The organism is Streptomyces sp. NPDC097981 (genome assembly GCF_040302565.1).
GTDB lineage: Bacteria > Actinomycetota > Actinomycetes > Streptomycetales > Streptomycetaceae > Streptomyces.
In genome coordinates this window covers 116,195-134,933 of the sequence record NZ_JBEORW010000008.1, presented here as the reverse complement: position 1 = coordinate 134,933, position 18,739 = coordinate 116,195, and the positions used below count along the sequence as shown (strand labels likewise).

15 protein-coding genes and 3 pseudogenes are annotated in these 18,739 nt (G+C 71.3%); 8 read left to right on the top strand and 10 right to left on the bottom strand.

The annotated features are described in order from the left end of the window. Nucleotides 1-15: 15 nt before the first annotated feature. From ABTY04_RS10620 to ABTY04_RS10590, 7 genes and pseudogenes are all read right to left on the bottom strand, one after another. The gene (locus ABTY04_RS10620) at nucleotides 16-1,416 is read right to left on the bottom strand and encodes a GH1 family beta-glucosidase (protein WP_352212973.1); all 1,401 of its coding nucleotides are present in this window, start codon (nucleotides 1,414-1,416) and stop codon (nucleotides 16-18) included. Nucleotides 1,417-1,535: 119 nt separating this feature from the next. After that, nucleotides 1,536-1,796 (bottom strand): acetylxylan esterase, encoded by a 261-nt coding sequence (locus ABTY04_RS10615; RefSeq protein ID WP_352212972.1) that lies wholly within the window; start codon nucleotides 1,794-1,796, stop codon nucleotides 1,536-1,538. A gap of 19 nt (nucleotides 1,797-1,815) precedes the next feature. Beyond that, nucleotides 1,816-2,516 (bottom strand): annotated as a pseudogene (locus tag ABTY04_RS10610) (acetylxylan esterase). A gap of 201 nt (nucleotides 2,517-2,717) precedes the next feature. Beyond that, the gene (locus ABTY04_RS10605) at nucleotides 2,718-2,912 is read right to left on the bottom strand and encodes a hypothetical protein (RefSeq protein ID WP_352212971.1); all 195 of its coding nucleotides are present in this window, start codon (nucleotides 2,910-2,912) and stop codon (nucleotides 2,718-2,720) included. 50 nt (nucleotides 2,913-2,962) lie between these two features. Further along, nucleotides 2,963-4,012, bottom strand: a complete 1,050-nt coding sequence (locus tag ABTY04_RS10600; RefSeq protein WP_352212970.1) for an aldose epimerase family protein — start codon at nucleotides 4,010-4,012, stop codon at nucleotides 2,963-2,965. Between the two features lie 118 nt (nucleotides 4,013-4,130). Beyond that, nucleotides 4,131-4,793: pseudogene (locus ABTY04_RS10595) on the bottom strand (ribulokinase); the annotation flags it as partial. Between the two features lie 231 nt (nucleotides 4,794-5,024). Then, nucleotides 5,025-6,056 (bottom strand): LacI family DNA-binding transcriptional regulator, encoded by a 1,032-nt coding sequence (locus ABTY04_RS10590; RefSeq protein WP_352212969.1) that lies wholly within the window; start codon nucleotides 6,054-6,056, stop codon nucleotides 5,025-5,027. A 455-nt stretch (nucleotides 6,057-6,511) separates the two neighbouring features. On the opposite strand from ABTY04_RS10590, the gene chvE reads away from it, so the two are divergent. The 3 genes from chvE (at nucleotide 6,512) to mmsB (ending at nucleotide 10,494) form a co-directional block, all read left to right on the top strand. Further along, a complete protein-coding gene (gene chvE / locus ABTY04_RS10585) occupies nucleotides 6,512-7,606 on the top strand; it encodes a multiple monosaccharide ABC transporter substrate-binding protein (protein WP_352212968.1) in 1,095 nt (364 codons plus the stop codon). Nucleotides 7,607-7,707: 101 nt separating this feature from the next. Then, the gene (mmsA, locus tag ABTY04_RS10580; protein ID WP_352212967.1) at nucleotides 7,708-9,255 is read left to right on the top strand and encodes a multiple monosaccharide ABC transporter ATP-binding protein; all 1,548 of its coding nucleotides are present in this window, start codon (nucleotides 7,708-7,710) and stop codon (nucleotides 9,253-9,255) included. A 3-nt stretch (nucleotides 9,256-9,258) separates the two neighbouring features. Then, nucleotides 9,259-10,494: a multiple monosaccharide ABC transporter permease gene (gene mmsB, locus ABTY04_RS10575; RefSeq protein WP_352212966.1), complete on the top strand. Its 1,236-nt coding sequence runs from the start codon at nucleotides 9,259-9,261 to the stop codon at nucleotides 10,492-10,494. An 87-nt stretch (nucleotides 10,495-10,581) separates the two neighbouring features. Here mmsB and ABTY04_RS41125 read toward each other — a convergent pair. Beyond that, a pseudogene (locus ABTY04_RS41125) lies at nucleotides 10,582-10,937 on the bottom strand (phytanoyl-CoA dioxygenase family protein); the annotation flags it as partial. 459 nt (nucleotides 10,938-11,396) lie between these two features. Between ABTY04_RS41125 and ABTY04_RS10565 the strand changes: the two are divergent. From ABTY04_RS10565 to ABTY04_RS10545, 5 genes are all read left to right on the top strand, one after another. Next, nucleotides 11,397-12,302 carry an expansin EXLX1 family cellulose-binding protein gene (locus ABTY04_RS10565; RefSeq protein WP_352212965.1) on the top strand — a complete coding sequence of 302 codons (906 nt, stop codon included), beginning with the start codon at nucleotides 11,397-11,399 and terminating at the stop codon, nucleotides 12,300-12,302. 126 nt (nucleotides 12,303-12,428) lie between these two features. Next, nucleotides 12,429-12,962 (top strand): SigE family RNA polymerase sigma factor, encoded by a 534-nt coding sequence (locus ABTY04_RS10560; protein ID WP_352212964.1) that lies wholly within the window; start codon nucleotides 12,429-12,431, stop codon nucleotides 12,960-12,962. Beyond that, the gene (locus ABTY04_RS10555) at nucleotides 12,959-13,777 is read left to right on the top strand and encodes a hypothetical protein (protein WP_352212963.1); all 819 of its coding nucleotides are present in this window, start codon (nucleotides 12,959-12,961) and stop codon (nucleotides 13,775-13,777) included. Before ABTY04_RS10560 ends, ABTY04_RS10555 begins: the two co-directional genes overlap by 4 nt. 554 nt (nucleotides 13,778-14,331) lie before the next feature. Further along, nucleotides 14,332-15,588 carry an SLC13 family permease gene (locus ABTY04_RS10550; RefSeq protein WP_352213054.1) on the top strand — a complete coding sequence of 419 codons (1,257 nt, stop codon included), beginning with the start codon at nucleotides 14,332-14,334 and terminating at the stop codon, nucleotides 15,586-15,588. Nucleotides 15,589-15,593: 5 nt separating this feature from the next. Beyond that, nucleotides 15,594-16,094, top strand: coding sequence for a universal stress protein (locus tag ABTY04_RS10545; RefSeq protein WP_352212962.1), 501 nt, complete (start codon nucleotides 15,594-15,596; stop codon nucleotides 16,092-16,094). Nucleotides 16,095-16,244: 150 nt separating this feature from the next. Here ABTY04_RS10545 and aspA read toward each other — a convergent pair whose 3' ends face one another. Further along, nucleotides 16,245-17,654 (bottom strand): aspartate ammonia-lyase, encoded by a 1,410-nt coding sequence (gene aspA / locus ABTY04_RS10540; protein WP_352212961.1) that lies wholly within the window; start codon nucleotides 17,652-17,654, stop codon nucleotides 16,245-16,247. A 55-nt stretch (nucleotides 17,655-17,709) separates the two neighbouring features. After that, nucleotides 17,710-18,726, bottom strand: a complete 1,017-nt coding sequence (locus tag ABTY04_RS10535) for an asparaginase (protein WP_352212960.1) — start codon at nucleotides 18,724-18,726, stop codon at nucleotides 17,710-17,712. Nucleotides 18,727-18,739: the final 13 nt, after the last annotated feature.

Sequence of the window (18,739 nt, the reverse complement as noted above, 5' to 3'; positions counted from 1 at the left end):
AGCCTTCGGTGAACTTCATCCTGCGGGGTCCTCCGCCTGCGCACGGTGCGCGGTGATCAGGCCCCGGTACCAGTGGTAGCTGTCCTTGGGCGTCCGGGTCAGGGTGTCGTGGTCGACGTGGACCAGGCCGAAGCGCTGACTGTAGCCGCGCGTCCACTCGAAGTTGTCCAGCAGCGACCAGACGTAGTAGCCGCGCACGTCCACCCCTGCGGAGATGGCGTCGGCGACGGCGGCGAGGTGGTCCGCCAGGTAGTTGATCCGCGCGGTGTCATGGACCCGGCCGTCGAGGCCGACGGTGTCATCCTCAGCGGAGCCGTTCTCGGTGATCCAGACCGGCGGAAGCCGCGGGTAGCGGGCGTGCAGTTCGCGGAGCAACTCTGTGAGCGCGTCCGGGACGACGGGCCATCCCATGGTGGTGTGCCGGCCCCTGTACCGGTCCAGCTCGGTGACGCCGATGTCCACGGCGGTACGCACTTCGGGGTCGGCCTCGCGGTGGGGGGCGGCGGCGAACGTCACGGGACGGTAGAAGTTGACTCCGAGGAAGTCCAGCGGGGCGCCTATCAGTTCAAGGTCGCCCGGCAGTCGCCAGGGGCCGTCGGCGAGGCCGGCCCAGGTCTCGGCCTCGTGCGCGGGGTAGCGGCCCGCTAGGAGCGGCTCGGTCCAGACCTCGTTGTGGAGGACCTTGGCACGGCGCAGGGCCGCCCGGTCCTCGGGGAGGGCGGAGGCCAGATGGATGCGGTCGAGGTTGAGGGCGATCCCCACCTCCTGGGCGCCCGCGGCGCGCAGCTCCCGTACCGCGAGGCCGTGGGCGACCAGCAGGTGGTGTGCGGCCGCCAGCGCGCCGCGGCCCTCCTCGGCACCGGGTGCGTGCCGCCCCTCGGCGTAGCCCACGAAGGCGGAGCAGTACGGCTCGTTGAGGGTGATCCAGCGCTCCACCCGGTCCCCGTAGCGCTCGGCCGCGAGGGCCGCGTACCGCGCGAATGCCTCGGCGGTCTCCCTGACGCGCCAGCCACCGCGGTCCTCCAGGGCTTGGGGCAGATCCCAGTGGTAGAGGGTGACGGCGGGGGCGACTCCGACGGCCAGCAGATCGTCGATCAGGCGGTCGTAGAAGTCCAGGCCCTTGGGGTTGACCGGTCCGGTGCCCCCGGGCAGCAAACGGGGCCAGGCGATCGAGAAGCGGTAGCCGTCGACGCCGAGCCCGCGCAGCAGGGCGATGTCCTCGCCGTAGCGGTGGTAGTGGTCGCAGGCGGTGTCGCCCGTGGCACCGGCGAGCGTACGGCCAGGGGTGTGGCTGAAGGTGTCCCAGATGGACGGGCCGCGGCCGTCCTCTTCGTGGACGCCCTCGATCTGATAGGCGGCGGTCGCGGCACCGAAACGGAACCCGGCTGGCAGTTCCGGGAAGGCCGGGGTGCTCATGGGCGGTACCTCATGGGTCTGTCGGGCTCCTCGGTCTCGGGGGCGTGGCTCAGTGAGTGGAGCGGCCGGGCGCGCGGGCCACCCTCGCGCGGTCTGCCCGGTCCGGTGGTACAGGGCGGTCAGAGCTCCGGTGCCAAGCCGCGCTCGCGCAGCCAGGCCAGTTGGACGGGTGGGTTGGAGCCGCAGCCGCCGCCGTGGTCGCCGAACGGCCACACGGTCATGCCGCGGTCCTCGCCCGCGTACTGATTGCAGGCGGCGTAGACCGTGGAGGGCGGGCAGACCGGGTCCATCAAGCCCACGCTGAACAGCGTCGGCGCGGTGGCGCGCCGGGCGAATTGGACGCCGCCGAAGTGGGCGAGGGTGGCGAACGCCGGCTCCACCAGTGGCGGCTGTGCCGGCTCAGGTACTTGGCGATCTCCTGGTACGGACCTCGCCGCAGATCGCGGCAGCGCGGCGGAAGTGGCACAGGAACGGGACGTCCGGCATGGCCGCCGCCACGCGGTCCCCGGCGGGACCGGCGACGGCGAGCGCCAGACCGCCGCCCTGGCTGGCTCCGGCCACCACGATCCGATGGCCGTCGAGTCCGGGCAGCTCCGCGACCGCGTCCACGGCTCGCACGCAGTCGGTGACCAATCGCCGGTAACAGTAGTTTTCGGGAGAGTCGATGCCCCGGGTCATGAAGCCCTCGACCCACTGCGTGCCGTCACCCACGCCCCGGTCCGGGGTCTCGTGGCCCTGGCCCGGCTGTCGACGACGGGTGGGGCGTAGCCTGCGGCGGACCAGAACAGCTGGTCGGTCGGCAGTCCTCGACCGCCGCTGTAGCCCATGTAGGTGACGACGACCGGTAGCGGTCCGCTCGTGTTGCGCGGGCGCAGCAGCCAGGCGGCCACCGGCTCGCCGTTCCAGCCGGGGAAGCGCACGTCATCGACCTCGACGGTGCTCATCAGGTACTGGGCGGTGACCCGTTCCACCGTGATCGCCGCGTCGTGCGACCGGGCTTCGGCAAGGGTCCGCCGCCAGGAGGCGTCGAAGCCGGCCGGTTCGGACAACTCTGGCCGGCAGCCGATGAGTTCGTCCGCTTCGAGGTCTGTGAGCGGCATGGGGCTTCCTCCGGTCGGCGAGGTGACGAGGTAGCGGAGCTCGGCGGCCACAGGGAGCCTTGCCCCGCAGGTACGGGCACGGGTGTGGAAGGGGTGGCGGCCCGCCCCCCGGACGGGCCGCCGGTCTCGCGGTTGCGGGCCTCGGTCGTCCCGCGGACGCGGTGAAGCTGAAGGCGGCCAGGCGGAAGCCGCCGTGCAGCGTCAGCCGCAGGTCATGGACACCGGCCGGCGGAGCGGCGGGCTCGGCCGCGAGGGCCGCGCCGGATCGGCCTGAGTCACTGCGCCGCCGCTGGTGCGGGTGACGTCGACGATGGTGGGATCCGCGTGGTCGTCGAAGTCGACGGTCAGGGTTCGACGGCTGATGACCACGCGGGGCGCGGGGGCCGTACCGGTCACCGTGAGCCGTGCGTCCCCGGGCGGGCGTCAGCGGTCGAGGGCAGCCTTCCCTACTCGGTCGAGAAGCGGTACACCGTCATCGAGCGGTACTCCTCCCCCGGGCGCAGGTGGGTCGAGGGATGCTCGGGCCGGTTGGGCGAGTCCGGAAAGTGCTGGGTCTCCAGCGCGATGCCCGCGTACGCGAAGTACGGGCGACCGGAGCGGCCGGTCAGCGAGCCGTCGAAGTGGTTTCCGGTGTAGACCTGGAGCCCAGGCTCCGTCGTCAGGCATTCGACGCGGCGGCCGCTGGCAGGGTGGCTCAGGACGGCGGCCCTCCTGAGCCCGGTGCCGTCGAGCACCCAGTTGTGGTCGAAGCCATCGCCGGCCCGGCGGATCTGCGGGTGTTCCTCGGTGATGCGGGCACCGATCGTCCGGGCCTCGCGGAGGTCGAACGGCGTGCCGGTGACGGACTCGGCCGGACCGATCGGTATCAGTTCTGCGTCCACGGGGGTGTAACGGGCGGCCTCGACCCGCAGCAGGTGGCCGAGCACCGTCCCACAGCCCTCGCCGGCCAGGTTGACGTACATGTGGTTGGTGAGGTTGACGACCGTCGGGGCATCCGTGGTCGCGCGGTAAGTGAGGGAGAGTTCGCCGTCGGGGCCGAGCAGGTAGGTGACCTCGGCCGTGAGGGTGCCCGGGAATCCCTGGTCGCCGTCGGGGCTGTCCATGCGGAAACGGACGCCGGCCCGCCTGCCCACGCGGACCGGCACGCCGTCCCAGAGGCGAGTGGAGAAGCCGTCCGGTCCGCCGTGCAGGGTGTGGCCGTCCTGCTGGGTCGCCAGCCGGTGCGTCGTGCCGTTGAGGGGCAGCGTTCCGCCGGCGATCCGGTTGGCGTAGCGGCCGACCGTCGCACCGAAGCAGGCAGCCTCCCCGAACAGGTCCGCTGTGCTCTCGCAGCCCAGGACGACGTTGGCACACCGCCCGTCCCGGTCCGGCGTGTGCAGGGCCTGCAAGCGGGCTCCCAGACTGAGCACCTCCGCCGTCACGCCCTCCGGGGACCCGAACGTCCAGCGGGTGATACGCCGCCCGTCCGGGAGCCCTGCGGCAGTCTCCTGGGTCACCGTCACTTCACCATGGGATACGAGTGCGTCTCGCGACACGCGACTACTCCGTTCAACGCGGCAGGGAGGGGACCGACGCCCGCCGTACGGGCGGGCGTCATCGGCTTGGAAGGGGCGACGCGAGGGCGGCGCCGTTGACGACGTGGCAGGTGGAGGTGCCCATGAGGGCGAGGAGCCGACCGTTCTCCAGGGGCCGCGCGGCCGGTGCGGCCACGTGCGCTTCGACCGTGCCGGCGGCCACCGCGATGCCCCCGGGCAGCCCTGTCCCCTCCGTCGCCCGGACGGTGAGCGAGCCGACCCGGGAGCCGAGCGGGGCGAGGGGGTGCTGCAGACGGGTGCCGGCGAAGTCGCTGAACCCAGGGTGCGGAGCGGTGAGGTACTCCTCGCTCGGGTGACCGCCGTCCTGGAAGATGCCCCTGCATCCGGCCGTGTCAGGCGTTGCGGCTCTCGACGCCGGTGAGCCGCCAGACGATCCAGTCGACCGGCTCGATCCACCGCGCGCAGGCGGCATGGACGGCCGGGTCCTCCTCCAGGACCAGGAGCGCCTTGGCGTACTGCCACTCGGCGGAGATCCTGCCGCGGTAGCGGGAGATCCGCTTCTCTCCGCGGGCGTGGGTGAGGGCGTTGATGCGGTCGGCCTGGTCCTGGGCCGTGTGGTGCTTCCAGAGCTTGGGCCAGGCGTGCGGGTGAGCGGCCCACTCGGTGGTCTCGGCGAGCTCGGTGCCGTCAGCGAGCACCGGCAGGACCGTGCAGGCGGTAAGTCGGTGGCGATGCCGATGACGTACCTGTCCGAGCCCCGGACGGCAGGGATCAAGGTCACATTCTCATCCTTCGCACCGGAAACCGGCATTGTCTCCAGCGGAGTTGAAGGGGAAATCTTTCGTAACTACAGATTGTTAGCGTTAACAATCAGTCCTGTCAAGGGATCGCCGGAGCCCTCGGTTGAATGTGTCCGACGCGGCAGTGAGCGTGGGCCGCAGGGGCGGTCAGCCTCGGGACCGACGATGCCGGCTCAACGGCGGGTGACGGGGCCCGCGCTGCGACGCAGCACCATCTCGGGCGGAATCCGCACGTGAGCACGGGCGTGCGCGACGCCCTCCAGTTCCTCGACGAGCAGTTCCAGGGCCCGGCGGCCGAGCTCGCCGAAGTCCTGCCGCACCGTGGTCAGGGGCGGGGTGAAGTAGGCGGCCTCGGGAATGTCGTCGAAGCCGACCACGCTGATGTCGCCCGGGACCGAGCGGCCGACCTCGTGCAGGGCGCGCAGCAGACCGAGCGCCATGTGGTCGTTGGCGCAGAAGACAGCGGTGACGTCGCCCAGTTCGGCGAGCCGCAAGCCCGCCTGGTAGCCGGCGCGCGCGCTCCAGTCGCCGGGCTCGACACGCGGCACGGGGGCTCCGGCAGCCTCCAGGGCACCGCGCCAGCCCTCCTGGCGGTGCCGGCTCTCCAGCCAGCCGGCCGGGCCGGCCAGGTGGTGCACGGTGCGGTGACCCAGATCGAGCAGGTGCCTGGTGGCCGCTTCGGCGCCGGACCGGTTGTCCACCGAGACCATCGGAACCCGCGACTGGCTGCCCGGTCCGACCGCGACGACCGGCACGGAGCTGGAGAGCTTGGCCACCGCGCTGACGGCGGAGATCTGGGGCGCGATCACGACGACGCCTTCCACACCCTGGTCGCGCAGGCGGTCGACAGCCTCCTGAACCGAGCGGCCGTCCAGGGAGTGCAGACTTGTCACGCTGACGAAATACCCCGCACTGCGCGCAGCCTGTTCGATGCCGTGCAGCATCGAGGCGGGACCGTACAGGGTCGATTCGAAGCTGACCACGCCGAGAGTCTGCGAGCGGCGGGTCACCAGGGCGCGGGCGGCGGAGTTGGGCCGGTAGTCCAGCTCCCGGATGGCGGCGAGCACCCGCTCCCGGGTCCCGGGCCGCACATGCGGGGCGCCGTTGAGCACACGGGACACCGTCTGGTGGGACACGCCGGCCAATTTGGCCACGTCCGCCATCACGGGGTGGCGCCGCTCGGTCCCGGCACTGTCGTTTCCCACTCGCACTTCCCTCCTCGACTCCGGCTACGGTACGCCACCGGCCGCTGACGAAGGCCGCGTGAGCGTTGGCGGACGAGCGGACGCGGCGGCAGTACCGCGGTGGCCGGACGCCACGGCGTGCGGCTCAGGACCGTGATCGGGTGCTCGCGGACCAACGCCTCACCCAAGGCCGCAGAAGCTGCTCGTGGTCGACGTACCCGTCCGTGCCCGGTGCGCAGGTGCTCCCGACGCGGGGGCTGATCGCCTGCGCCGTTGTTGAAGACTGAACGGTGATCCGACAGACCCTTGACGGCGCACTTGTGAGCGTTAACACTCAGGTATCGCCAGGCCGGAGCCGCTGCGACCCCCGACTTCACACAGCGCGAGAAGACGGATCCCGGCCGGCCCCGCTCGACCGCTTCCGGTCGCCCAGCCGGGTCGCACTGTGCCGGTCGCGGAACATCACTGGAGGAAGTGTGCGGAAGCTTTCAGCGGGCCTCGTCACCTTCGGTCTCACGCTGTCGCTGGCAGCCTGCGGCCAGAGCGCCAACGGAGCGGGCGACGGCGGGGCCGGCGGAGAGGCCAAAGGGGGCCTCATCGGCATTGCGATGCCCACCAAGTCGTCGGAGCGCTGGATCAACGACGGCAACAACATGGTCAAGGAGTTCCAGGCCAAGGGCTACAAGACCGACCTCCAGTACGGCGACAACGTCGTGGAGAACCAGGTCTCCCAGGTGGAGAACATGATCACCAAGGGGGCCAAGCTGCTGGTGATCGCCGCCATCGACGGCTCCTCGCTCACCAACGTGCTGCAGAAGGCCGCCGACGCCCACGTCCCCGTCATCTCCTACGACCGGCTGATCCGCGGCACGAAGAACGTCGACTACTACGCGACCTTCGACAACTACAAGGTCGGCGTCCTCCAGGGAAGTTACATCGTCGACAAGCTCGGCCTCAAGGAGGGCAAGGGCCCCTTCAACATCGAGCTGTTCGCCGGCTCACCGGACGACAACAACGCCGCGTTCTTCTACAACGGCGCGATGAGCGTCCTGGGGCCGTACATCGACGACAAGAAGCTGGTCGTGCAGAGCGGCCAGACCTCCTTGAACCAGATCGCCACTCTGCGCTGGGACGGCGGTCTCGCCCAGTCCCGGATGGACAACCTGCTGAGCAAGTCGTACACCGCCGCCCGCGTCGACGCCGTGCTCTCGCCGTACGACGGCATCTCGATCGGCATCATCTCCTCGCTCAAGGGCGTCGGCTACGGCGCCGGCCGGCCACTTCCCGTCGTCACGGGCCAGGACGGCGAGCTGGCGTCGGTGAAGTCGATCATCGCGGGCGAGCAGACCCAGACCGTCTACAAGGACACCCGCCAACTGGCCAAGGCCGCGGTCCAGATGGGCGACGCACTGCTGACCGGCGGCAAACCCGAGGTCAACGACACCAGTCAGTACGACAACGGCGTCAAGACCGTACCGGCGCAGCTGCTCCAGCCGGTCAGCGTCGACAAGGAGAACTACCGGAAGGTCCTGGTGGACAGCGGCCAGTACACCGCTGACCAGCTCAAGTAGCCCACGGAGCCCGGCCAACGGTCCGGCGACGCCGAACCGGCGGTGCGGCGCCCGGGAAACCGCCCGGCACCGCACCGCCCCGACGATACGGAAGCACAACCATGGCCCGACCCGTTCTCGAGATGCGGTCGATCAGCAAGACGTTCCCCGGCGTCAGGGCTCTCTCCGAGGTCAGCCTGACCGTCGGCACAGGGGAGGTGCACGCCGTCTGCGGTGAGAACGGCGCCGGCAAGTCCACCCTGATGAAGGTACTCAGCGGCGTCCACCCGCACGGCAGCTACGAAGGCGAGATCTGCTTCGAGGGCGAACCCTGCCGGTTCCGGGACATCCGGGCCAGCGAGCAGCGCGGCATCGTCATCATCCACCAGGAACTCGCACTGGTGCCCTACCTGTCCATCGCCGAGAACATCTTCCTCGGCAACGAGCACGCCGCCCGGGGTGTCATCAGCTGGCACCGGACGCTGACGCACGCCGCCGCGCTGATCCGGCAGGTCGGACTCGACGAGAGCCCCCACACCAGGATCGCCGACCTCGGCGTGGGCAAACAGCAGTTGGTCGAGATCGCCAAGGCGCTCGCCAAGAAGGTCAAGCTGCTCATCCTGGACGAGCCGACGGCCGCCCTGAACGACGAGGACAGCCGCAAGCTGCTCGACCTGATCCTCGAACTCAAGGCCCAGGGCATCTCCTGCATCCTCATCTCGCACAAGCTGAACGAGATCGCCCGGGTCGCCGACGCCGTCACCATCCTGCGCGACGGGCGGACCATCGAGACGATCGCGATCGGTTCCGACGGCATCTCCGAGGAGCGGATCATCCGTGGCATGGTCGGCCGCGACCTGGAACACCGCTACCCCGAGCGCGCCCCGCAGATCGGCGAGGTCGCCTTCGAAATCGATGACTGGAGCGTCCAACACCCCATCGACCACCGGCGCAAGGTGGTCGACGGCGCCTCGCTGAACGTCCGTCGAGGCGAGATCGTCGGCGTCGCCAGCCTCATGGGCGCCGGCCGCACCGAGCTGGCCATGAGCGTCTTCGGCCGCTCGTACGGACGGTGGACCGGCGGCCGGGTGCGGCTGCACGGCCGGGAGATCCGCACCCGGACGGTGCCGGAGGCGATCGGGCACGGCATCGCCTACGTGACCGAGGACCGCAAGCAGCTCGGCCTCAACCTGGGCGACGACATCAGCCGGAACATCTCGCTGAGCGCCCTGGGCAAGGTGGCCCGGCGGGGCTGGGTCGACCGGCACGAGGAGGCGCGGATCGCCGAAACGTTCCGGCGGACGATGAACATCAAGGCCCCGTCGGTGTTCGCGGAGACCGGCAAGCTCAGCGGCGGCAACCAGCAGAAGGTCGTCCTCAGCAAGTGGATCTTCGCCGATCCGGAGGTGCTGATCCTCGACGAACCCACCCGGGGCATCGACATCGGTGCCAAGGCGGAGATCTACACCGTCATCGCCGAACTCGCGGCCCAGGGAAAGGCGGTACTCGTCATCTCCTCCGAGCTCCCCGAGCTCCTGGGCCTGTGCGACCGGATCTACACCATGGCCGAAGGCCGGATCACCGGTGAGGTGACCCGCGCCGAGGCCACCCAGGAATCCATCATGCGGCTCATGACCATGAGCGCGGCATACCCCGACAAGCAGGTGTGAGGCATGGCCCAGATCGAGACCACCCCAGAGACCGCGCCCAGCGCCCCGGAAACCGGCCGGCGATCGTCGGCCGGTGCCGTACTGGCCCGGGCGCTGCGCGGCAACCTGCGCGAGTACGGGATGCTGGTCGCGCTGGCGCTGATCGTGCTGCTGTTCCAGTTCTGGACGGACGGCATCCTGCTCCAGCCGCTCAACATCACCAATCTGATCCAGCAGAACGGCTACATCCTCATCCTGGCCATCGGCATGATGATCGTCATCATCGCCGGGCACATCGACCTGTCGGTCGGGTCGCTCGCCGCCTTCGTCGGGGCGGCCGCGGCGGTGATGATGGTCGAACACAAGATGCCGTGGCCCGTGGCGCTGGTGGTCGCGCTGCTGATCGGGGCCCTCGCCGGAGCGTGGCAGGGGTTCTGGATCGCCTACCTCGGGATCCCCTCGTTCATCGTCACGCTGGCCGGCATGCTGCTGTTCCGCGGTGGGACCCAGATCCTCCTGCAGGGCCAGTCCGTGGCGCCGTTCCCCAAGGGCTTCCAGAACATCAGCAGCGGCTTCCTCCCCACGGTCGGCCCGCACACCGATTACCACAACCTCACCCTGCTGCTGGGCGTGTCGGTGCTGGCCGTAGCGATCCTGCAGGAGGTGCGCGGACGACGGCGGGCCGTCTCGTACGGGCTGGAACCGCTCCCGGCCGGGCTGTTCCTGGTGAAGCTCGGCGCGATCACCGCGGCCGTGGTGGCCTTCACGCTGCTGCTGGCCAGCTACCACGGGATGCCGATCGTCCTGCTGATCCTCGGCGCCCTGCTGGTCGCCTTCGGATACGTGATGCGCAACTCGGTCCTCGGCCGGCACACCTACGCCATCGGCGGCAACGAGGCGGCGGCGAGGCTGTCCGGGGTGAAGAGCAAGCGGGTCGTCTTCCTCGCCTTCGTGAACATGGGCGTCCTGGCGGCCCTGGCCGGGCTGGTCTTCGCCGCGCGGCTCAACGCCGGTACGCCGCAGGCCGGCATCAACTTCGAACTGGAGGCCATCGCCGCCGCGTTCATCGGCGGCGCCTCCGCGAGCGGCGGTGTGGGAACCGTCCTCGGTGCGCTCACCGGCGGTCTGGTGCTGGGCGTGCTGAACAACGGCATGTCGCTGGTCGGCGTGGGTACCGACTACCAGCAGGTGATCAAGGGCCTGGTACTGCTGGCGGCCGTCGGCTTCGACGTCTACAACAAGCGCAAGGCCGGAGCCTGACCTCGCCCCTCCTCGGCTCGGCCCGCCACCGCACGAGGAGGGGTGCCTCGCCTACCGTGCCCCGGCCCCGCCCCCTGCGGGCTCCGCCCGCGCGCCGGCGAGACTCGTGTGGTGCAGAAGCACCACCGTTCCCGGCCGGGCAGACCAGCCGGTCCTGGCCGCGCTGGTTCTGGTGGCGGCCGGTGTCGGACTCGTTGATCCGCCGGAGGTGGCTGCCGGCACGGTGAGAGTTCCGCCCATCTCCAGCGTCACCGCCTGCGGAAAGTACCTCGACTGCACGTCGAAGGCGTCCGGCCGGACGTCGATGACGGCCTCCCCGTGCAGCCGCTGCGCGTCGCCGCCGTGAAGCCCGCGGGTGCGCCGAAGTGAAGGTCCGCCCACGGCGCCGGGCCCACCCACCTGTGCAAGACCCATGCCACGTGCGGATGTTCCGGCAGCCGACGGAGTGGACGTGCCTTCACTGCCGGATCTCTGGCAGCTCCACCGGTAAGACCACGAGGCCGGCTTGACGGTACACGGCACGGGGAACGCGATCCGCCCCGGCCGGGGCAGCCTCGCCGCCCGGAGCCGAGGTCCGCTGTCGCAACCGGGGCCGCTCCCCGCACTTCTACGTCCACCTCCGCCTGGGCTCAGGTGGCTCCCGCAACGTTCCGATGGTCCAGGACGCCGGCCCCGGTCTCGCCTCGCTCACCGCCCAGTTGCAGCAGGCGTTGCCCGGCTGCCCCGCCGAACACCGCGGCACGGGCCGCTGCCGAGCTGTGCGCCGCTCGGTGGCGGGTCCGGCGGCAACCTTTTCGCATCCTGCGGCGACCAGGCAGTGCACCTCGACTCGAATCTTCGAACGGACGGACATGCAGACTGCACGGCAGGCGGCGCGGCAGCGCAGGCGGAGACACAGGCTGATGAGGGGAACGGCGGTGATGCTGACCGCCGCGGGCGCCCTCTTCTGCCTGGTGACAGCCATGCTCCCCGGCCCCAAGGACGAGGCCGGGGCCCGGGCCCGGGCCGACATGGCGGTCCCCGCCGCCACCCTGGCGGGAGCCACGCCCTCGGCCCCGACGAGCCCCGCGCCCCCGGCGGACGGCTCGCATGGCGCGGCAACCCCGACGGCGGCCCTCGGGGCGACCACCGCGGCGACGCCCCGGCCTTCGGCGAAGAAGACCCCACCGGCGGCGTCCACCCCGGCAGCGTCGGCAGGACGCATCCAGCCCGGGACCACGTACAAGGGCATTGCCACCGCCTACGCTGCCGGCGACGGCGACGGCGCCTGTCTGTTCGGCCCGAGCGACGACCTCATGATCGCGGCGATGAACACCACCGACTACGAGTCGTCCGGGGCGTGCGGCGCGTACGTACGCGTACGCGCCGCGAGCGGCGCCTCGATCACGGTCCGGATCACCAACGAATGCCCACTGCCCTGCACACCCGGACAACTGGACCTCAGCGAACAGGCTTTCGCGAAACTGGCCGATCCCAAGCTCGGCCGTATCCCGATCACCTGGAGCCTGCTGAGCCCCCACACGTCCGGCACGCTCTCCATCCGGTACAAGACCGGCTCAAGCCCTCACTGGTGCGGCATCCAGGTGATCGACCACCGGAATCCGGTCGCACGACTGGAGGTACGCACCGCCACGGGCTGGCGGAGGCTGCCCCGTACCGGCTACAACTACTTCCTCTCCGCCGACGGCAGCGGGTGCGGCAGCGCGATGAGGATCACCGACATCTACGGAGAGCAGCTGACGGTCGACGGGACCGCGCTGCTGCCGAACGTCGCACAACCGACCCGGGTCCAGTTCGCCCCGCACTGAAACCGCACCGCGGCCGGGTGAGCGGACCCGGGGTGCGGCGCATCGGGGCGTGTGGATCGACCGGGCGCTGGTACGCTGCCGACCGGATGTTAACGCACACATTTTCGGAGGGGGTGACCGGCGGACATGGTCCTCGATGACGCGTCCGCGGAGTTCCACGACTTCTTCGAACGCCACTACGCCGAACTCGCCCGGTTCGCCCATCTCCTGACCGGCGAGACGGACGGTGCCGACGATCTGGCCGCGGACGCCCTGATCGCACTGTGGCAGCGCTGGGACCGGATGCGCCAGGCCGAGCACCCGCTCGCCTACGCACGTGGCGTGGTCGCCAACCTGGCGCGGTCACGCATCCGCAGCGCGGTTCGCGAGCGCCGCCGGATCGCCCTGTTCTGGTCCCGCGGTGCGGAGTCGTCGGGCGGCCCGGACGTGGCCGCCGTGGTGGACGTGCGTACTGCTCTCGCCCGGTTGCCGTTCCGGAAGCGGACGTGCGTGGTCCTGCGGCATGCCTTCGACCTGTCGGAGAAGGACACCGCTCTGGCGCTCGGAATATCGGTCGGTACGGTGAAGAGCCAGACCTCGAAGGGGATGGCCGAACTGGAACGGATGCTGGGCAGTACGGGAGCAGCCGGGGAACTGTTGACGGGGAGGAGGAGCCGTTGAACGAGGAGCTCACCGGGCGGCTGCGCACAGCCGCCGAGGCCCACCAGCCCGACCGCGCCCGGATCCTGGCACGCGTGGAACGCGGCATGTCCGGCGCGCCCGACCGCCACCGCGAGTCGTCCGGCGCGAGGCCCTGGCCCAGGGTGGCGCTCGCCTCCCTCGCCGCGGCCGGCATTCTGGCGGGCGGTGGTTTCGCCGTCGCCGCCATCGTCCACTCCCCGCCTGCCCGGCCGGACATCTCGGCCACCCCCGCCGCGCCAACCGCGCCATCCGCGTCGCCATCCGCGCCCTGGACTCCCCACGCGACGCCGTCGGCGCCCACCACCGGCGGCCCGGCAGCGCCGGACCGCTCCTCCTCGACGAGCCCCAGCCCGGAGCCGTCAGGGGGCACGGGCTCGGCCCGGCCCGGCAACGCGCACGTCCAGGACGGGCCTCTGTGGTCGGCCGGCTCCTTGGACGCGGGCAGCAACCCCTACTGGGCGCAGAGCGACATCACCCTCAGGACCACCCAGCCGCTCACCGCACTCACCTTGGAACTGCGCATCACGCAGACCGGCGGAGTGCAGAGCACCGGCAGCTGGCGGACGCTGCCCGCCGACGACTTCACCGTCACCGTGCAGCATGAAGGCGGAGCCGTGGTCTACCGCTGGATCCTCAAGCCGGGCCGTACGGTCCCGGCCGGACAGCACGTCTTCGCCGGCCAGTACAACCACGCCGCCGGCAAGCGCGAGACCGAACACGACGGCTACCGCGTCGACGCAACCGGTCCGCGCGGCGCCCTCTCGGTCTGGGGCGGCTTCACCCCGGCACGATGAGGCCATGCCCGTAGCCTGGTCGACGTGCTGGTCGCCGTTGATCCGGACCCAGGTGGCGCCGCCGTCGGTGGAACGGAACAGCCCGGTGACGCTTCCCGCTGGTGTTGGTGAACAGCGGTCCGGAGAAAGCCTTGGAGGGGTCCCCGGTCGGGTCCTCGTGCCGGAAGCCGCTGACATCGCCGAGAGCGCTGATGAGGGGGAGACCGGGGCTTGATCAGTCCGAGAGTCGCTGACTCCTGGAAACCCTTGCCGGGACGGTCCAGCGGGTCGGCCGCCCGCTGTCCGCCGCGGCGCGTCCTTGCTGCCCCGTATCCCCGGTCCGGTGCCGTACAGCACGTGCCCGGAGTCGAAGGGGTCGACGGCCGGCGTGCCCGTCCAGTGGCCGATGCCGGAGCCGGACGAGCAGGCTCCTGCCGCGGCGCGGCGCGGAAAGGGGCTTCGCGTGTTCGGCGTCCGCGCCGGCCACGGTGGCGACGGTACGCGTGCGGGAGTGCGTGAAGCTGTACAACGAACTCGTCCCTCCGTGCCGGGACCGCACCCGAAAGGCTCCGACCCTGAACTCCTCCCTCGCAGAAGCACTGTCCGTCGTCCTCCTCCTCACCGTCCTGGCCTGCGCGGTGATCAGGCCCTGGGGCTGGCCCGAGGCGGTCGTGGCGGTCCCCGCCGCCGGAATGGTCATCGCCACGGGAGCGATCTCCCTCGACCACGCCGCGGCCGAGACCGCCAGGCTGGGCCCGGTGATCGGCTTCCTCGCGGCCGTCCTGGTCCTGGCCCAGTTGTGCGACGACGAGGGCCTCTTCCACGCCTGCGGCGCCTGGATGGCGCGCCGGGCGGACGGCCGGCCCCGCCGCCTGCTGGTCCTCGTGTTCGTGATGGCCTCCCTCATCACCGCGGTCCTCAGCCTCGACGCCACGGTGGTACTGCTGACTCCGGTGGTCTTCGCCACCGCTGCCCGGCTGGGCGCCCGTGCCAAGCCGCACGTGTACGCCTGCACCCACCTGTCGAACACGGCCTCGCTGCTGCTGCCGGTGTCCAACCTGACCAACCTGCTGGCATTCGCCGCCAGCGGCCTGACCTTCACCCGGTTCGCCGCGTTGATGGCGCTGCCCTGGCTGGCCGCCATCGGGGCCGAGTACGTAGTGATCCGGCGCTTCTTCGCCACCGACCTGGACGCGGGCGCCGACGCCCCGCCCGCCGCCGAGCCGCCCGAACTTCCGCTGTTCGCCCTGCTCACGGTGGCGGGCACCCTGGCGGGCTTCATGCTGGCCTCGGTGCTGGGCATCGACCCTGCCTGGGCAGCGGCCGCGGGTTCGGCCGTCCTCGCGGCCCGCGCCCTGGCCCGGCGGCGCACCACCCCCGTGGCGATCGTGCGGGCCGCGGCCCTGCCGTTCTGCGTCTTCGTGCTGGCGCTGGGCGTCGTGGTCCGGGCGGTGGTGGACAACGGCCTCGCGGACGCACTGGGCCGCGTGATCCCGGCCGGCTCCGGCCTGGCACCCCTCCTCGCCGTCGCAGCACTGGCGGCCGTACTCGCGAACATCATCAACAACCTGCCCGCCGTCCTGGTGCTGCTGCCGCTGACCGCCCCCACCGGCCCGGGCGCGGTCCTGGCCGTGCTCCTAGGCGTGAACATCGGCCCGAACCTCACCTACGCCGGCTCCCTGGCCACGCTGCTGTGGCGGCGTGTCGTGCGCGAACACGGCACTGACGTGGAACTGGGAGAGTTCACCCGGCTCGGCCTGCTGGCCACGCCGGCCGCCCTGCTGCTCTCGGTGGTGGCACTGTGGGTGTCACTCCACACGATCGGAGGCTGAACACGGTGACCGTCATCGTCTGGATCGTCGAGGGCACCTGGCACGCCTGCGTCGACGCCGCGCGCGCCCACGCGCCCCAGGGTGCCGACGTGGTGCTGCTGCACGTGGCCGGCCCCGAGGTGCCGGGCGCCGCGCACGGCGCCTACGCCGGGCTGCTGGGCCGCGCACGCCCCGACCGCGACCCCGGCACACGGGTGGAGCACCTGGCCGCCGCGGCGGGCGAACGGCTCCTGGCCGGTGCGGCCGAGAGGCTGGGGCGCCCGTGCACCCGGAAGGAACGCTCGGGCCGTGTCGAACGCGAGGTCGTGGCCGCCGCCGAAGGCGCTGACCTGCTCATCCTCGCCCGCGACGGCGACCGCACCCACCTCGGACCACGCAGTCTCGGCCCCAGAAGCCGTTTCGTCGTCGACCACGCCCCGTGCCCGGTCCTGCTGGTCTGGCCGGAGACAGCGCCGGGCACGGCCACCATCCCGCCACCGCCTCCCCACCCTCCGTACCACCGCTAGCCACGGCCGGAACCGAGGGTCCGGCGGCGTCGGCAGCGCTCACCGGCCGACGGGCACGGAGCCGGGCATTCCCCCGGCTCATCCACCCCGTCGGGGAACCGGTCCGGTGCGGACCCGGCGCCCACGGACGCCCGGGCGGCGGCCGTCCCGTCAGGCCCCAGCCGCGCCGGTTCCCGCGATCACCTCGGGCCGCAGCAGCGCGGCGAGCCTCTCGGCCGGGAGCAGGCCCCTCTCCAGGACGAGCTCGGCCACACCCCGGCCACTGGCGAGGGCCTCCTTGGCGATGTCAGTGGCGGCCGTGTACCCGATGTGCGGGTTCAGTGCGGTCACCAGGCCGATGGAGTTCTCGACGGTCGTGCGCAGCATCTCGGTGTTGGCGGTGATGCCGGCCACGCAGCGCTCCGCGAGGGTGAGGCAGGCCGCGCGCAGGTGCGTGATGGACTCCGACAGCGAGTGCAGGATGACCGGCTCGAAGGCGTTGAGCTGGAGCTGCCCCGCCTCGGCGGCCATGGTGATGGTGACGTCGTTGCCGATCACCTCGAAGGCGACCTGGTTGACGACCTCGGGGATCACCGGGTTGACCTTGCCGGGCATGATGCTCGAACCCGCCTGTACCGGCGGCAGGTTGATCTCGCCGAGGCCCGCGCGCGGTCCGGAGGACAGCAGGCGCAGGTCGTTGCAGGTCTTGGACAGCTTGACGGCGATGCGCTTGAGCACGCCGGACATCTGGACGAACGCGCCGCAGTCCTGGGTGGCTTCGACCAGGTTGGCCGCGGTGACCAGCGGCATCCCGGTGATGTCGGCGAGGTGGCGGCGGGCCGATTCCGCGTATCCGGCGGGGGCGTTGAGGCCCGTGCCGATCGCGGTCGCGCCGAGGTTGATCTCGTGGATCAGCTCGAGGGCCTCCGCGAGCCGGCTACGGTCCTCGTCGAGCATGACGGCGAAGGCGGAGAACTCCTGCCCGAGCGTCATCGGCACGGCGTCCTGCAGCTGGGTGCGGCCCATCTTCAGGACGTCGCGGAAGTCGAGGGCCTTGCGGGCGAAGGCCTCCTGGAGGACGGCCATGGCGTCGAGCAGGCCGTGCACCGCAGAGACGGTCGCGATCCGGACGGCGGTGGGGTAGACGTCGTTGGTGGACTGACCGAGGTTGACGTCCTCGTTGGGGTGCAGGTGCCGGTACTCTCCCCTGGCGTGGCCCAGCAGCTCCAACGCCCGGTTGGCGACGACCTCGTTGGCGTTCATGTTGGTCGAGGTGCCGGCGCCGCCCTGGATGACGTCGACGACGAACTGGTCGTGCAGCTTGCCGCCGCGGATCTCCTGGCAGGCGGTGACGATCGCGGCGGCCTTCGCGGGCTCCAGCAGGCCGAGTTCCTCGTTGGCGAGGGCGGCGGCCTCCTTCACGGCGGCGAGGGCGTCGACCAGGTGCGGGTAGGCAGAGATGGGTGTGCCCGTGATGGGGAAGTTCTCCGTGGCGCGCAGGGTGTGGACGCCCCAGTAGGCGTCCACGGGGACCTCGCGGTCTCCGAGCAGGTCGTGTTCGCTGCGGGTGGCGGCGGTCATGGTCGTGCGGTCCTCTTTTGGAGTGGGTGGGGTCAGGGGTCTGGAGCTGGTCAGGTCAGGTGGGGACGGGCACGGAGCTCGGGTCCAGCGTCGCCACCGGCCGGATGCGGCCGACCGGCCGGCCGGCGCCCGTCATCGGCTCGCCCGCGAAACCGGCGAGCAGCCGGGGGTCGACCCCGGCAAGGGCGAGGGCGGCGGCCGCCACCGGGATGCGCGCCCGGTCCGCCCCGTCGGCGATCTTCACTGCGATGGCCCGGCCGTCGGGCAGTGCGGCGACCTGGACGCCCTCGAAGCCGTCCTTGGCCAGCAGCCCGGGCACGGCGCGCATCAGTTCGGCCGTGTCACGCCCGGTGCCCGAGGCCATCTCCGGGTGGACGCGCAGCGCGTCCGCGACCCGGCGCTCGGCGGTGTCCGGAGCGGCCGTGGCGATCCTGGCGGTGGCGCGGGCGAGGCCGTGCAGGGACACCGAGAACAGTGGGGATCCGCAGCCGTCGACGGTGACGTTCGCGATGCGCTGGCCGGTGAGTTCCTCCACGGCCTCGGAGATCGCCCTCTGGAGCGGGTGGGCCGGGTCGAGGTAGGTCTCCAGGGGCCAGCCGGACAGCTTGCACAGGTACAGCATCGCCGCGTGTTTGCCGGAGCAGTTCTGGGCGAGCGGGGAGGGCCCGCGGCCCTCCCGCACCCAGGTGTCCCGTACCCGCGGGGCGTACGGCAGGTCAGGAACGTTGCGCAGGTCGTCCTCGGTGACGCCGGCCAGTTCGAGGATCAGCCGGGTGCCGGTGAGGTGGCGCTCCTCCCCGGAGTGGCTGCCCATCGCGAGGGAGAGGAGGGCGCCGTCGAGGGGCAGCCCGGCCCGCACCATCGCGACGGCCTGGACGGGCTTGAGCGCTGAGCGCGGGTAGCAGGCGGCCTCGATGTCGCCGATGCTCGACCGGACACCGCCGTCGCGGTCGAGGACGACGACGGAGCCGTAGTGGATTCCCTCGACCACGCCACCCCGGGTGACGTGGGCGACCGGTGCGTGTCGGGGTTCGCGGATCGCAGGGGCGTCCGCGAGGAGACTGCTGCGCATCACTGCCTCGTTC

Bases quoted from the DNA above. Each gene is read 5' to 3' on its own strand.
- ABTY04_RS10620 (WP_352212973.1), bottom strand. From the start codon at position 1,416: ATGAGCACCCCGGCCTTCCCGGAACTGCCAGCCGGGTTCCGTTTCGGT.
- mmsA (WP_352212967.1), top strand. From the start codon at position 7,708: ATGGCCCGACCCGTTCTCGAGATGCGGTCGATCAGCAAGACGTTCCCC.
- mmsB (WP_352212966.1), top strand. From the start codon at position 9,259: ATGGCCCAGATCGAGACCACCCCAGAGACCGCGCCCAGCGCCCCGGAA.
- ABTY04_RS10565 (WP_352212965.1), top strand. From the start codon at position 11,397: ATGAGGGGAACGGCGGTGATGCTGACCGCCGCGGGCGCCCTCTTCTGC.
- ABTY04_RS10560 (WP_352212964.1), top strand. From the start codon at position 12,429: ATGGTCCTCGATGACGCGTCCGCGGAGTTCCACGACTTCTTCGAACGC.
- aspA (WP_352212961.1), bottom strand. From the start codon at position 17,654: ATGACCGCCGCCACCCGCAGCGAACACGACCTGCTCGGAGACCGCGAG.
- ABTY04_RS10535 (WP_352212960.1), bottom strand. From the start codon at position 18,726: ATGCGCAGCAGTCTCCTCGCGGACGCCCCTGCGATCCGCGAACCCCGA.